At 67.5% G+C, this 13,900-nt stretch carries 13 protein-coding genes; 7 read left to right on the top strand and 6 right to left on the bottom strand.

Going from position 1 to position 13,900, the window contains the following annotated elements:
- The first annotated feature begins 410 nt into the window (after positions 1–410).
- The 3 genes from ACGF2Y_RS02610 to ACGF2Y_RS02620 all read left to right on the top strand — a co-directional run bounded on the left by ACGF2Y_RS02610 (position 411) and on the right by ACGF2Y_RS02620 (position 3,660).
- Positions 411–812, top strand: a complete 402-nt coding sequence (locus ACGF2Y_RS02610) for a hypothetical protein (RefSeq protein WP_392942614.1) — start codon at positions 411–413, stop codon at positions 810–812.
- 196 nt (positions 813–1,008) lie between these two features.
- Positions 1,009–2,250, top strand: a complete 1,242-nt coding sequence (locus tag ACGF2Y_RS02615) for a VanZ family protein (protein ID WP_392942616.1) — start codon at positions 1,009–1,011, stop codon at positions 2,248–2,250.
- Positions 2,251–2,760: 510 nt separating this feature from the next.
- Complete coding sequence (locus tag ACGF2Y_RS02620) at positions 2,761–3,660, top strand: D-alanyl-D-alanine carboxypeptidase family protein (protein WP_392942618.1); 900 nt, start codon at positions 2,761–2,763, stop codon at positions 3,658–3,660.
- 78 nt (positions 3,661–3,738) lie between these two features.
- Here ACGF2Y_RS02620 and ACGF2Y_RS02625 read toward each other — a convergent pair whose 3' ends face one another.
- Both ACGF2Y_RS02625 and ACGF2Y_RS02630 read right to left on the bottom strand, forming a co-directional pair.
- Positions 3,739–3,924 (bottom strand): DUF397 domain-containing protein, encoded by a 186-nt coding sequence (locus ACGF2Y_RS02625; RefSeq protein WP_392942620.1) that lies wholly within the window; start codon positions 3,922–3,924, stop codon positions 3,739–3,741.
- A complete protein-coding gene (locus ACGF2Y_RS02630; RefSeq protein WP_392942622.1) occupies positions 3,921–4,808 on the bottom strand; it encodes a helix-turn-helix domain-containing protein in 888 nt (295 codons plus the stop codon). The genes ACGF2Y_RS02625 and ACGF2Y_RS02630 overlap by 4 nt, the downstream gene beginning before the upstream one ends.
- A gap of 196 nt (positions 4,809–5,004) precedes the next feature.
- Here ACGF2Y_RS02630 and ACGF2Y_RS02635 point away from each other — a divergent pair, with 196 nt between their 5' ends.
- Positions 5,005–5,433 carry an ATP-binding protein gene (locus ACGF2Y_RS02635; RefSeq protein ID WP_392942624.1) on the top strand — a complete coding sequence of 143 codons (429 nt, stop codon included), beginning with the start codon at positions 5,005–5,007 and terminating at the stop codon, positions 5,431–5,433.
- Between the two features lie 56 nt (positions 5,434–5,489).
- Here ACGF2Y_RS02635 and ACGF2Y_RS02640 read toward each other — a convergent pair whose 3' ends face one another.
- From ACGF2Y_RS02640 to pdhA, 3 genes are read right to left on the bottom strand one after another with little or no spacing between them, the layout of a single operon-like run.
- Positions 5,490–6,959 (bottom strand): dihydrolipoamide acetyltransferase family protein, encoded by a 1,470-nt coding sequence (locus ACGF2Y_RS02640; protein ID WP_392942626.1) that lies wholly within the window; start codon positions 6,957–6,959, stop codon positions 5,490–5,492.
- Positions 6,960–6,970: 11 nt separating this feature from the next.
- Positions 6,971–7,951, bottom strand: coding sequence for an alpha-ketoacid dehydrogenase subunit beta (locus ACGF2Y_RS02645; RefSeq protein ID WP_392942628.1), 981 nt, complete (start codon positions 7,949–7,951; stop codon positions 6,971–6,973).
- 2 nt (positions 7,952–7,953) lie between these two features.
- Entirely contained in the window at positions 7,954–9,114 is a 1,161-nt protein-coding gene (pdhA, locus tag ACGF2Y_RS02650) for a pyruvate dehydrogenase (acetyl-transferring) E1 component subunit alpha (protein WP_392942630.1), read from the bottom strand.
- Positions 9,115–9,462: 348 nt separating this feature from the next.
- Here pdhA and ACGF2Y_RS02655 point away from each other — a divergent pair, with 348 nt between their 5' ends.
- The 3 genes from ACGF2Y_RS02655 to ACGF2Y_RS02665 all read left to right on the top strand — a co-directional run bounded on the left by ACGF2Y_RS02655 (position 9,463) and on the right by ACGF2Y_RS02665 (position 11,876).
- Positions 9,463–10,116: a response regulator gene (locus tag ACGF2Y_RS02655; protein WP_392942632.1), complete on the top strand. Its 654-nt coding sequence runs from the start codon at positions 9,463–9,465 to the stop codon at positions 10,114–10,116.
- A gap of 95 nt (positions 10,117–10,211) precedes the next feature.
- Positions 10,212–10,661, top strand: coding sequence for a pyridoxamine 5'-phosphate oxidase family protein (locus ACGF2Y_RS02660; protein WP_392942634.1), 450 nt, complete (start codon positions 10,212–10,214; stop codon positions 10,659–10,661).
- A gap of 183 nt (positions 10,662–10,844) precedes the next feature.
- Entirely contained in the window at positions 10,845–11,876 is a 1,032-nt protein-coding gene (locus tag ACGF2Y_RS02665) for a phosphotransferase (RefSeq protein ID WP_392943287.1), read from the top strand.
- Between the two features lie 111 nt (positions 11,877–11,987).
- On the opposite strand, the gene ACGF2Y_RS02670 is transcribed toward ACGF2Y_RS02665, so the two are convergent.
- Positions 11,988–13,568 (bottom strand): protein kinase, encoded by a 1,581-nt coding sequence (locus ACGF2Y_RS02670; protein ID WP_392942636.1) that lies wholly within the window; start codon positions 13,566–13,568, stop codon positions 11,988–11,990.
- Positions 13,569–13,900: the final 332 nt, after the last annotated feature.

Here is a 13,900-nt window from a genome sequence, read left to right on the forward strand (position 1 = left end):
ACCATCAGCCTGACCACCACCAGCCCGAACACCGAAACAGCCCACCGAAGAAACGGCGGACCGTCACGAAAGGTCGAGGCTCCGGACGCGGCGGGCAGCGAAGCGAATGGGAACAGCGCATGCAGAGAGGGCGAGAAGGAGACAACTTTGGCAGAAACCTTCCTGCGGCCATAGGTCGATGGCGGTCAGATTCGCGACTTTCTTGACGCACTAAAGAGGAGAATTGCGTAGATTCCTTACAGTCACATTGCCCACTATTATGAGGTTTGTCCGATTGAGGATAATGAAGCCATATTGAACACACTCCGGGTTGATCGAGGTACTGCTGGCGCCCACAGCCGGAACACGTCATGACGGTGTAGTTTCACCATGCAAAGCAAGTGATAATCTTATGAAGACAAAGGGAAAACGTGAAGAAGATGGCGGCCGTTGTGGCAATGGGCAGTGTTCTCGCACTCGGAGTGGGGGCATCGCCGGCAGTGGCCGCAGGGAACTGCGGCTACACCGCATCGTGCACATCGCTTAGCAGCGGACAGCTGAGAATATTTCTTTCGTCAGCTGCCACCGTTGACAATCGACTGAACGTGGTCGTCTCGTACAAGAAGAATTCAGGTTCCTCGATTAAGGCCAGGTTCGGCTACTCCTACTCCGGATCCAACCGTTGGGCAGGCTACTTCAACCAGAATCGTGGCACCACGAAGCGCTCCACTTGGACTAACGCGTACGTGCACAGCTCCTGCAAGTCCGCGGTCGGCATGATGCAGGTGGCCGGCCAGCAGACTTTCCAGACTCCGCCGGTTACCGGCTGCTGACGTATCACCATCTCTGCGGGCCGCTCCTTTGCAGGTGCGGCCCGCAGGTCTGTCCTTTCTCCCTTTTCTTCTATGCTTCACCGAGGCTTCTGTGATTAGCGCGATTTTCCGAGGGAACCCGTGGCTGGTTCCCTCATTTCTTGTCTTCGGCATTCTTCTGAGCTGCTTGATGCTTTATGTTGCCCGGAGGCGGGGCTTGTCGCAGCCTCTGGCAGTGCTTCTCGGGTTGGCTGTTGCAGGGGAACTTGTTGCCACCCTGTATCCGATTCATGCTTCCGCAGGCGCGTCGGGAACTTGCTGGGTCAACCGCGACCCGTTCACCCCGCTGATGACTCAGCAGGGCTTGATGAACATTGCGATGTACGTTCCGCTCGCCTTCTTCGCCGTCGCCCTGTTCCGCCGACCTGCCCTCATTGCCGCAAGTTGCATGGTGCTCTCGGCGACCACTGAACTTACTCAAGCAGTCACGCCGCACATCGGTCGCTCCTGCACGTCCGAGGACCTCGTGGCCAACAGCCTGGGAGCCGTAATCGGTGCAGCAGTAGCCGTCCTGATACACAAGAGGAGAGAACCTGATGACGCACGCTTCAGGATCTTGAACAATCAGGATTTCTCTCGGGCGGCCGGCACCCTCCTGGGGGGCGCCGTAGTAGTGCTCAGTATCGGGTCCCTGGCAGTCACTACGGTCCTCACCGAGGTATCGGAATTGACGCAAGCCAACTCTGCACAGCATGAAAAAGCCAGAAAGATGGTTCATGAAATCTATGGAGAAAGAGCCAAGATCTCCAGCATTCAGCATATGAAGGGAGAAGGGGGCCAGGCGGATCAAACCCTTGTCACTCTGGAAGATGGATTCCTGAACTTCACGGAATCCGGGAATTTTGTCACAGGATCCACTCTCGCGAAGTCGCTGCCGGGCGTAGAGAATCAGCAGCTGAAATCCGACGATGATGCGGTTAAACAGGCCGAATCATTCGTTCGCGGCAGGTTCCCCTGGGCTCTTACAGGGAGTCGGCCGATGGTCGACCCGACGGTGCCGGGAACTGGACAAAAAACTGTTGGGTGGCGAAAGCGAGTAGAAGGTGTCCTCATGCCTATGCGGATGGACGTCGTAGTTGAACCGGACGGACGAATTTCTGCTTTCACAGGCCGAAATGAACCTGGACCAGCCACCCCTCCTGCTCATTCCGTAACAGCTGAACAGGCCAGAAAAATTGCCACGGGAAAAGCGCCGACAGGAAAATTCGACAGTTCAGAAATACTGGTACAGAAGAACGAGGAGGGAGACTGGGAGACACGCTGGGCAGTCAATTTCACACTCCCCCCCATAGAGTCCACTGCAGAAGAAGTTCCTGTTGGCCAGCAAGTGACGTCGGTAATGATTCACGCAGATACAGGGAAAGTCATAGACGTCAACTATGGGGAAACTCCCAACTGAAGGAGTGCGATGCGGAACGGCTTCGACTGAAGGTCTGCGAAGCGCTCGGGAAGATTTCCGTGGGTGAGTGGGCCATCAGGTTGACGACGCGATAATCGAACACCAACGACCGTTTTGATGACCTGGGGGGCCTTCGAGCGGGAAAGCCCATTGGCAGGAGGGTGAGTTGGGGGTGCCGGGGGCCGCCTGTTCGGCCTGACCCGGTTGCTTGCGCTGCGGGGTGGCTGGCCGAGCGTCGGCCGCGTACTGCCACGGCCTGGTTGCAACAGCTCAATCGAGCGCTACCGCTCTCTCGCCCGCACGTCCGGAGTACGGGCCACCATTTGGACGCTCGATGAACTCCTCTCCTCCTGCGCCTGACTGAGGCACGTTCGATGCCGCTATGACGGCCACGGTCAAGCCTGCGCGGATTCACCCGTTCGGTAACACATCCATTGCCCCGCCCCGGGAGTCTCACCACCGAGCGGCACCCTTATGTGGCCGCACATCAGGGGCATTTGGAGCGTTCAGTTGAAAATCGGCATCAAGCGCATCAATCGCGTCACCGTCACGGCCACCGTGACGCTCACCGCCGGCGCCGTGCTCGCCGGCAGCGCCTTCGCCTCCACGGCACACGCCGCCACTCCGCCGACTCCGAAGATCGTCGCCAAGGGCGGCTTCGTGATGAACAACGGCACCGGGAAGACCCTCTTCACCAAGTCCGCCGACACTCGCCGCGCCACGGGCTCCACCACCAAGATCATGACGGCCCTGGTGGTCCTGTCGCAGAAGAACGTGAACCTGAAGTCCAAGGTCACGATCCATAAGGCGTACAGCGACTACATCGTCAAGAAGAACGCCTCGTCCGCCCGGCTGATCGTCGGCGACAAGGTCACCGTGGGCCAGCTCCTCTACGGCCTGATGCTCCCCTCCGGCTGCGACGCCGCGTACGCCCTGGCCGACAAGTTCGGCTCCGGCAAGACCCGCGCGGCCCGCGTGAAGTCGTTCATCGGCAAGATGAACTCCACGGCGAAGAGCCTCAAGCTCAAGAACACCCGCTTCGACTCGTTCGACGGCATAGGGGGCGGCAACAACTACTCCACCCCCCGTGACCTGACGAAGATCGCCAGCAAGGCGATGAAGAACTCCACGTTCCGCTCGATCGTCAAGACCAAGTCGACGAAGCAGAAGGTGACCACGAAGAGCGGTGGCTACCGGTACATGGCGTGGAGCAACACCAACAAGATGCTGAGCAGCTACAGCGGCGACATCGGCGTCAAGACCGGCTCCGGCCCGACCGCCAAGTACTGCCTGGTCTTCGCCGCGACCCGTAAGGGCAAGACGGTCATCGGCACGGTGCTGACGTCGTCCTCCGAGGCGAACCGCACAGCCGACGCGAAGAAGTTGATGGACTACGGGTTCAAGAGGTAGCCCGCAGACCTTGTACGGCGAAGGGGCCCGGCCCGCACGGTGTGTGCGGGCCGGGCCCCTTCGCCATTGCCGAGGCCCTTACGGCTGCCGGCGGCGCAGGTCGGCCGTGAAGGCGTCCCAGGTGGCGGGCGCGAGGGTGAGGACGGGTCCGCGGGGGCGCTTGGAGTCGCGGACGGCGACGGTGCGGGGGATGTTGCGGGCGACCTCGACGCAGTCGTGTTCCTTGGTGCTGTAACTGGACTTGGAGAACTGGAACGCTCTCATTCACTCATTCCTTTGGCGATGCTCTGCATGAACTGGTGCGAGTCGTGCGGCGACAGGCTCGACTTCACCAGACTGTTGAACATCCCGATGAATACCGTGCTCCGCTCAGCATCCTCGATCCAGATCTCGGAGCGCGACGCGTCCATGTGGACCACGTCCACAGCCTTCTCCTCGCCGAACGACAAGATGTTGAACGGACCGCCGACACCACTGTGCCCACCTGCGCGGAACGGCAGCACCTGAATGTGGATGTTGGGCAGCTCCGACAGCTCACACAGGTGGTTGAGCTGCCGTCGCATGACGTCGGGCCCTCCGATGAGCTGTCGCAAGGCAGCTTCCCAGATCACCGCGTGCATCAACAGCGGATTGTCGCCGTGCAGCCTTCGCTGCCGCCTCGCCCGTGTCTCCACCACCGCTTCGAGCTGTTCGATGTCGTCCCACGGCATATCCGCAACGGCCATCGCCCGGACGTAGTCGGCCGTCTGAAACAGCCCCGGGATCAAGGCAACCTGCCACTGCCTATTGCGCAGCGCGCCATCCTCCATGGCGATGTAGTCCACGCCACCCGGCACGAGGCCGTTGTCCCACCAGCCTCTTACCTTCCGGCGTTCTCGGTCCGTCTTCGCGAGCTCCAGCAGCCCGATGATCACCTGGTCATCCGTCACCCCGTACAACTGGCACAGCGCCCGGATGTCCGGATCGCGGACCGGAACCCAACCGCTCTCCATCTTCACCACCTTGGTCGCCGTCGCGCTCAGGTATTCGGCAGCCTCCTGCTGCGTCAAACCCGCTCCGAGCCGCAGACGCTGCAGCTCGCCACCGAGGCGTCGCCCAAGCACAGTGGATGTCCGACTGCCACGTGCCGCAGCTCCGGAATTCCGCATCTCGCCCTCCCGCTGATCGCGCCCAGTGTGCCAGGAAACATGCTGACGGAACCCCTCATTCGCTCATACGGGGAATATATTCCCCAATCACTTGAGTGCGGGAGCTTTCTGCCGCTACGTTCGGCGCTCATCCGCTTCCACAGCGGAGCCAACCAGGCAAAGCCCACCGCCCACCCCACCCCGGAGGCACGCGCCCATGACCGCAGCCCAGGAGCTCCCCGCACCCGCCCCCGACCCCGTCCTCCGCGAGGACCGCGTCGACTACACGCCCACCGCGCACAGCGTCGTCCTCAGCCGGCACCGCGCCGCCCGGCTCGTCCTCCAGTGGGGACATCCCGCCCTGGCCGGTGACGCGGCGCTGCTGGTCAGCGAGTTGGCGACCAACGCGTTGCTGCACGGGGCGATCCGGGGCCGGCTCTTCCGGGTCCACCTCACCCTCACCGCGAGCGCACTGCGTATCGCCGTCAGCGATCCGCGCGGGGAGCACCTGCCCGGTCCGCGCGAGCCCGAGGCCGACGACTGCTACGGGCGCGGTCTCCTGATCGTCGCGCAGCTCGCCGACGACTGGGGTGTCGAGCCGCGCACGGTGGGGAAGACCGTGTTCGCCGAACTCGCCGTACGGTGACGCCCGGACATGCCGGTGGGCCCGTACGCAGCGTACGGGCCCACCGGGAAAACGCGTTACGCCCAGGTGATCAGGCGCTTCGGCTGCTCCAGGATCGCCGCCACATCGGCCAGCACCTTGGAGCCCAGCTCGCCGTCGACCAGGCGGTGGTCGAACGACAGGGCCAGCGTGGTGACCTGGCGCGGCTTCACCTTGCCCTTGTGGACCCACGGCTGGAGCTTGATCGCGCCGATCGCCAGGATCGCGGACTCGCCCGGGTTGAGGATCGGCGTACCGGTGTCGACACCGAAGACGCCGACGTTGGTGATGGTCACCGTGCCGCCCGCCATCGCGGCCGGGGAGGTCTTGCCGTCCCGGGCCGTGGTGACCAGCTCGCCCAGGGCCGCCGCGAGCTGCGGCAGCGTCTTGTCGTGCGCGTCCTTGATGTTCGGCACGATCAGACCGCGCGGGGTGGCCGCCGCGATGCCCAGGTTGACGTAGTGCTTCCGCACGATCTCCTGGTTGGCCTCGTCCCAGGCGGCGTTGACCTCGGGGTTCCGCTTGATCGCGACCAGGAGGGCCTTGGCGATGATGAGGAGCGGGTTGACCCGCACCCCCGCCATGTCCTTGTCCTCCTTGAGCTCGGCCACGAGCTTCATCGTGCGCGTCACGTCGACCGTGACGAACTCGGTGACGTGCGGCGCGGTGAACGCGCTGCCCACCATCGCCTGCGCGATGGCCTTGCGGACGCCCTTGACCGGGATACGGGTCTCCCGGGCGGAGCCCACCGCGGCCTGCGGTTCGGCGGCAGCCACTGCCACCGGCTCGGCGGCCGGGGCCGCCGCGGGAGCCTCGGCCGCGGCCGGAGCCGCCGCCGCGTGGACGTCCTCGCGGGTGATGATGCCGTCCTTGCCGGTCGGCACCACCGTCGCCAGGTCGATGCCCAGGTCCTTGGCGAGCTTGCGCACCGGCGGCTTGGCCAGCGGGCGGCCGCCGACCGGAACATCGGCCACGGGCGCGGGAGCGGCGGGGGCCGGCGCGGGCGTCGTGTGTCCGTTCAGCTCGGCCTGCACCGCCGCCGCGACGGCGGCGGCCTCCGGGACGGCCGCCGCCCCCTTGCGCGGGCGGCGCTTGGTGGAGGACTCGGCGACCCCGTAGCCCACCAGGACCGGCGTGCGGGTCTTCGGCGCCTCACCGGAATCGGCGGCCTCCACCGGCTCCTGGACCGGAGCGGCGGCCTGGGCCGGTTCGGCGGCCGGAGCGGGCGCATCGCCGCTGCCCGGGGCCACGTCGACCGTGATGATCACCTGGCCGACGTCGACGGTCGTGCCCTCGGGGAAGCGCAGCTCGTGCACCACCCCGTCGAACGGGATCGGCAGCTCGACGGCCGCCTTCGCGGTCTCGACCTCGCACACGACCTGTCCGTCGGTGACGGTGTCGCCGGGCTGGACGAACCACTTGAGGATCTCGGCCTCGGTCAGTCCTTCGCCCACGTCGGGCATCTTGAACTCACGGAAACGAGCAGACGTTTCGGTCATCGTCGTCACGAACCCTCTCCTCAGAACGCCAGCGAGCGGTCGACGGCGTCGAGCACCCGGTCCAGGCCGGGCAGATACTCGTCCTCCAGCCGGGCCGGCGGGTAGGGGACGTGATAGCCGCCGACCCGCAGCACGGGGGCTTCGAGGTGGTAGAAGCAGCGCTCGGTGATCCGGGCGGCGATCTCCGCGCCGGAACCGTAGAAGACGGGCGCCTCGTGGACGACCACGACCCGGCCGGTCTTCTCCGCCGACGCCTGGATGGCGTCGAAGTCGATGGGGGACATCGAGCGCAGGTCCAGGACCTCGATCGACTTGCCCTCCTCCTGGGCGGCGGCGGCCGCTTCCAGGCAGACCTTCACCATCGGCCCGTACGCGACGAGCGTGAGGTCGCTGCCCGCGCGGACGGTCACGGCCTTGTGCAGCGGGCCGGGGATGGACTCGGTGTCGACCTCGCCCTTGTCCCAGTAACGCCGCTTGGGCTCGAAGAAGATGATCGGGTCGTCGCTCTGGACGGCCTGCTGCATCATCCAGTAGGCGTCGCTCGCGTTCGAGGGCGAGACCACCTTCAGGCCCGCGACGTGCGCGAAGAGCGCCTCGGGGGACTCGCTGTGGTGCTCGACCGCGCCGATGCCACCGCCGTACGGAATGCGCACGACGACCGGCATCTTGACCTTGCCGAGCGCGCGGGCGTGCATCTTGGCGAGCTGCGTGACGATCTGGTCGTACGCGGGGAAGACGAAGCCGTCGAACTGGATCTCGACGATCGGGCGGTAGCCGCGCAGGGCCAGGCCGATCGCCGTGCCGACGATGCCGGACTCGGCGAGCGGGGTGTCGATCACCCGGTCCTCGCCGAAGTCCTTCTGGAGTCCGTCGGTGATCCGGAAGACGCCGCCGAGCTTGCCGACGTCCTCACCCATGATGAGGACCTTCGGGTCGTTGTCGAGGGCGAGGCGGAGCGACTCGTTGAGCGCTTTCGCGATGGACATCTTTTCCACGGCCATGGCTACTTGCCCTCCTCGGCAGAGTCGGCGAACGATGCCTGGTAGGCGGCGAACTGGGCCCGCTCCTCGTCGATGAGGGAGCTGCCGTCGGCGTAGCCGTGCTCGAACAGGGCCATCGGGTCCGGGTCGGGCATCGCGCGTACCGCCTCCCGTACCCGCTTGCCGAGGGTCTCGCTCTCCTCGTCCAGCGCGGTGAAGAAGGCCTCGTCCGCGAGCTTCTCCTTCTCCAGGTACGCGCGCAGCCGCAGGATCGGGTCCTTGGCCTCCCAGGCGGCCCGCTCCTCGTCGGCCCGGTACTTCGTCGGGTCGTCGGAGGTGGTGTGCGCGCCCATCCGGTACGTGAACGCCTCGACGAGCGTCGGGCCCTCGCCGCGGCGGGCCCGCTCCAGCGCGGAGCGGGTGACGGCCAGGCACGCCAGGACGTCGTTGCCGTCGACGCGGACGCCGGGGAAGCCGTAGCCCTGGGCGCGCTGGTAGAGCGGCACGCGGGTCTGGCGCTCGGTGGGCTCGGAGATGGCCCACTGGTTGTTCTGGCAGAAGAACACGACCGGGGCGTTGTAGACCGCGGAGAAGGTGAACGCCTCCGCGACGTCGCCCTGGCTGGAGGCTCCGTCACCGAAATACGCGATCACGGCGGAGTCCGCGCCGTCCTTGGCGACGCCCATGGCGTAGCCGGTGGCGTGCAGCGTCTGCGAGCCGATGACGATCGTGTACAGGTGGAAGTTGTTGGTGTTCGGGTCCCAGCCGCCGTGGTTCACGCCGCGGAACATGCCGAGCAGGTTGGCCGGGTCCACGCCGCGGCACCAGGCGACCCCGTGCTCCCGGTAGGTCGGGAAGACGTAGTCGTCGTCGCGCAGGGCCCGCCCGCTGCCGATCTGGGCGGCCTCCTGGCCGAGCAGCGAGGCCCACAGGCCCAGCTCGCCCTGACGCTGGAGGGCGGTCGCCTCGGCGTCGAAGCGGCGGGTGAGCACCATGTCGCGCAACAGGCCGCGCAGCTCGTCGGCGCTCAGGTCGATGCTGTAGTCCGGGTGCTCGACGCGCTCACCCTCGGGCGTCAGCAGCTGTACGAGCTGGGGCTCGGAACTCTGCGGCTTCTTCGCGGCGCTGGTCCGCTTACTGGCGCGTCGCGGTTTACGCGCGGCGGCAGTGCTCTCCACGGTCACGTGCGTGCTCCTCCGTCGGTCCGGCCCCCGGGGTCTGCCGGGAACCAGTGCGGCTCGCCTGAATCCGACAACCGCGCACGGGGTGGGTGCCGGCCGGCCGGGATCAGGCGTGACAGGTGCCCCGGCGAGTGCCCTGTCACAGGCACGTTACCCAGTGCGTCGCACAACTGCGAAACCCTATCTGACCTGCGATTTTGCTTGGATTTCCAAGTAAATCGAAAAAATCGCGAAGCTCTGCTGGTCAGGGCACTGGAAACAGCCTTGCAGGCCGCCGGAACAACGGCACGTTATCCCGCGGATCAGCGCCAGGGAAGAGCGGAGGGGAAGCGAGTATGTGAGACTGCGATCGTGCGCGAAGATGGAAAAATCACCGTATTTCTGCTCGATGATCACGAGGTCGTCCGGCGTGGCGTCCATGAGCTGCTCTCCGTCGAGGCGGACATCGAGGTGGTCGGCGAGGCCGGTACGGCCGCGGACGCCCTGGCGCGGATCCCGGCGACACGCCCCGACGTGGCGGTGCTCGACGTGCGGCTGCCGGACGGCAGCGGTGTGGAGGTGTGCCGGGAAGTCCGTTCCCAGGACGAGAACATCAAATGCCTGATGCTCACCTCGTACGCCGACGACGAGGCGCTTTTCGACGCGATCATGGCGGGCGCTTCGGGATATGTGCTGAAGGCGATCCGCGGCAATGAACTGCTGAATGCCGTACGGGAGGTGGCAGCCGGAAAATCCCTGCTGGACCCGGTGGCCACCGCCCGGGTGCTGGAGCGGCTGCGCGACGGCGGCAAGAGCGACGACAAGCTGGCGGGCCTCACCGAACAGGAGCGCAGGATCCTGGACCTGATCGGTGAGGGCCTGACCAACCGGGTCATCGGGGAGCGCCTGCACCTCGCCGAGAAGACCATCAAGAACTACGTCTCCAGCCTGCTGTCCAAGCTGGGCATGGAGCGTCGCTCGCAGGCCGCCGCGTACGTCGCGCGGCTCCAGGCCGAGCGCCGCTGAGGCCGCTGCCGCCGCCGGGCGGCGGGACTTTGGTCCCGCACCGGCCGGGGCAGGCGACTCTTACGCGGTCCCTACGGCCGGTGGACAGTGGATCCATGTCCTTCGACGAACTCCTCGCGACCGGGACGATCCGGCGCGCCGCGACCGCGACAGTCGAGCGGACCGAGCCCATCGAGCTGCTCGGCCGGGTCCCGTACGGCCGCCTCGCGACCAGCCTGCGGGCCCTGCCGTTCCTGGCGGTGGCCCGGCACATCGTGAGCGACGGCCGCATCCTGCTGCGGATGCACAGCGGCTTCGGCCACCACGAGGCGTGCGACGGCAGCGTCGTCGCGTACGGGGCGGACAACTACAGCGACGCGGCGACCGGGGACGGCGCCAGCCTGTGGTCGGTGCAGTTCACCGGCCCCGCCGAGATCGTGCACCCCTGCCCCGGGCAGGAGGAACTGTTCGGGGCCGCGCCCGTCTCCGTCAACGGGGAGCCCTACGCGCCGGCCTATCTCCGGATCGACCCGCACTTCGTCACCGAACACACGCTGGACTTCTGAGGCGTCGGGAGGCCCGCCAGGGCTGTCCCGTCAGGGCCGGCGGGCGGCAGGGATGACGGGACGGCCTTTAGCGCACCCGTGGCCGTGACCGCAAGTCCGCAGAGTGACCACACAGAGTGATCTAACATCTGGTAAGTGCTGCGCTCATATGTCACTCGTCCACCTGTTCCCCCGGTCGGCGAGGTGCTGCGCCGTTACCCGGGTGTGGGCGAGCCGCTCGCCTGCGAGCCGATCGCCAAAGGCCTGCTGAACCACGGGTACCGCGTCTCCACCACGAGCGGCTCCTACTTCCTCAAGCACCATCTCGACAAGAAGCACCTGGACGACACCAGCGGCGAACGCGCCGCGATCGTGCGCCAGCACCGCGCCACCCAGCGCCTGCAGTCGCTCGGCGTGCCCGTCGTCCCGCCCCTGACGGACACCCGGGGCGACACCGTCACCGTGATCGGCGAACGGTGCTACGCCCTGCACCCCTGGGTCGACGGCCTCCACCGGGTCGGCGCCCAGCTGACCCCCGCCCAGTCCCGCCGGCTCGGAACGCTCCTGGGCGCCGTGCACACCGGCCTGGAGCAGGTGATGGCGCCACGCGACGGCCCGCATCCGGCGAGCCCGCCCGCCCGGCCGGGGCACCGCAGCCCGGACGCCGCCGACACCTTCGCGCTGATCGACGACCTGCTGGCCGCCGCGCGCGGGCAGGGCGGCCGGGACACCCCCCGCGACGCCTTCGACGAACTCGCCGTGCACCGGCTCGTGGAGCGCCGCGCCCTGCTCGAACAGCACGCCCACCGCCGTCCGCCCACCCCGGACGGGCCCGCCACCGGCTGGGTGCACGGGGACTTCCACCCGCTGAATCTGCTCTACCGGGGCGCCGACCCGGTCGCGATCGTGGACTGGGACCGGCTGGACGTACAGCCGCGCGCCGAGGAGGCGGTACGGGCGGCGGCGATCTTCTTCGTCCGGCCGGCCGGGGAGCTGGACCTCGCGAAGGTACGGGCGTACGCCCGCGCGTACCGGCGGGCCGCCGGCGCGGGGGCCGCGGAGCTGGCGGCCGCGGTACACCGGGTGTGGTGGGAGCGGCTCAACGACTTCTGGATACTCCGCTGGCGCTACCGCCTCGACGACCGCAGGGCCGACCCGCAGTTCCCCGCGGTGTCGGCCCTGGCGGTGTGGTGGACGCGGGAGTACGAGGCGGTGTGCGCGGCCTTCACGGAGTGATGGGCGCGGCCTTCGCGGAGAGAAGGGGTGCGAAGGGGTGCGACACGCACGAGCCCGGCGCGCGCCACTAGGGCGCACGCCGGGCTCACGGAGTGGTGCGGTGGTGCGTTACTACATCGCGCCGTCCCCGGCCGCGTCGTCGCCCCCGCCCGCTCCGGCGTCGTCACCGGCCCCGCCGTCGGCGCCCGCGCCGGCCGGGGTGCCGGGGTCGGCGGTCGGTTCGGAGGGGTCGCTCGTGGGCTCGCCGCTGCCGCCCTCGTTGGTGTTGCCGTCCGACGTACCGGGGTCCGGCTCGGACGGGGTCGGGGACGGGGTGAACGAGGGCTCGCTCGGGGTCGGGTCCGGGGTCCACGGCGGCGGGTTCGGCTGCGTCTGACCGCCGGTGGACGTGTCCGGCTCGTCCGGCTCGTCGCTCTCCTCCTCGGACGGCTCCTCCGAGGGCTCCTTCTCGGACTGGCTGACCGAGGTGGACGGCGTGACCGGGTCCTTCTCCCCGCCGCTGTCCTGCGCGGCGTTGACGGCGAAGGCGACCCCCGCACCGATCGCGACCAGCGCGAGCAGGACGAAGAGCCACATCTTGCCGCGCCCGCCGCCGGACGGCCGCTGCCCGCCGCCGCCGTCGTAGCCCCCGTCGTCCGGGTTGTACGGCGGCAGGATCGGGCCCTGCGAGGTGTCCCCGTGCACCGGGTGGCCCATCACGCGGGTGGAGCCGGACATCCCGTGCGGCGGGGTCCGGCCATCGTGCTGCGCGACCGGACCGGTGTTCCACGTGCCCGTGTGACCGCCCTGCACCTGGAGCATCTGCAGGCTGTACTGGACGAGCCCGCGCATCTCCTCGGCGCTCTGGAACCGGTCGTCCGGGTCCTTCGCCAGCGCCCGCATCGCCATCCCGTCCAGCTCCGGCGGCACCACGTCCGAGACCTCGGACGGCGGCACCGGGATGTCCTGGACGTGCTGGTAGACCACCGAGAGCGGGGTCTCACCGGTGAACGGGGGCCGCAGCGCGAGCAGTTCGTAGAGCAGGCAGCCGGTGGCGTACAGGTCGGACCGGTGGTCGACGGCCTTGCCGAGCGCCTGCTCGGGGGAGAGGTACTGCGGGGTGCCCATGACCATGCCGGTCTGGGTCATCGTCGACTGCGCGCCGTGCAGCGCGCGGGCGATGCCGAAGTCCATCACCTTGACCGCGCCGGAGTCCGTGATGATCACGTTGGCGGGCTTGATGTCGCGGTGCACGATGCCGTGCTGGTGCGAGTACGCGAGGGCTTCCAGCACGCCCGAGACGATGATCAGCGCCTGCTCGGGCGGCGGGGCCTCGGTGGTCAGGAGCAGATCGCGGATGGTGCGGCCCTCGACCAGCTCCATCACGATGTACGGGACGGTCTGGCCGCCCACGACGTCCTCGCCGGAGTCGTACACGGCGACGATCGCGTGGTGGTTGAGGCCCGCGACGGACTGTGCCTCGCGGGTGAAGCGGGCCTTGGAGACCGGGTCCTCGGCCAGGTCGGAGCGGAGCAGCTTCACCGCGACCGTCCGTCCGAGCCGGACGTCCTCCGCCGCGTAGACCTCTGCCATGCCGCCCCGGCCGAGCCGGTAGGTCATCCGGTAGCGTCCGTCACCGACGACGCCGCCGACACCCCAGGCGTCGGAGCCATCCGAAACTCCGCCGCCGTTTGCTTCGGAATCGGGTGCCATCAGTCCTCGCCGTCGTATCTGTCCGCGCGTCCGCGGGTTCTCACGGTGCTTGCTGCGTTGCCACGTCACGCTACAGCCTCCGCCGGACACCACGGTTCCCCCGCAGGAGGATGATCGGACCGCCCGGCGGGTCCCGCACCTGAGTTTGACGCGTTTCCTGTAACGCTTCCGAGACGCTTCTTGTGCGTAGGGTCACGGAACGGGCACCCGGCTTGACGTGTCGGACCCCTACGGCAGACTTGGCGCGTAATCGCGTTGTACGGAACCGCGTCGCACGTAATCACGTCGGACAGAAGCCGTCAGACGGAACACACCGCGTTCGACCGCGCGCC

The organism is Streptomyces sp. NPDC048142, assembly GCF_043202835.1.
In the GTDB taxonomy this organism is placed as follows: domain Bacteria; phylum Actinomycetota; class Actinomycetes; order Streptomycetales; family Streptomycetaceae; genus Streptomyces.

What these genes read in the sequence shown, in the direction of transcription:
- ACGF2Y_RS02645 (WP_392942628.1), bottom strand. Translation starts at nt 7,951, where the DNA reads ATGGCCGTGGAAAAGATGTCCATCGCGAAAGCGCTCAACGAGTCGCTC.
- ACGF2Y_RS02670 (WP_392942636.1), bottom strand. Translation starts at nt 13,568, where the DNA reads ATGGCACCCGATTCCGAAGCAAACGGCGGCGGAGTTTCGGATGGCTCC.
- ACGF2Y_RS02625 (WP_392942620.1), bottom strand. Translation starts at nt 3,924, where the DNA reads ATGAGAGCGTTCCAGTTCTCCAAGTCCAGTTACAGCACCAAGGAACAC.
- ACGF2Y_RS02660 (WP_392942634.1), top strand. Translation starts at nt 10,212, where the DNA reads ATGTCCTTCGACGAACTCCTCGCGACCGGGACGATCCGGCGCGCCGCG.
- ACGF2Y_RS02630 (WP_392942622.1), bottom strand. Translation starts at nt 4,808, where the DNA reads ATGCGGAATTCCGGAGCTGCGGCACGTGGCAGTCGGACATCCACTGTG.
- ACGF2Y_RS02635 (WP_392942624.1), top strand. Translation starts at nt 5,005, where the DNA reads ATGACCGCAGCCCAGGAGCTCCCCGCACCCGCCCCCGACCCCGTCCTC.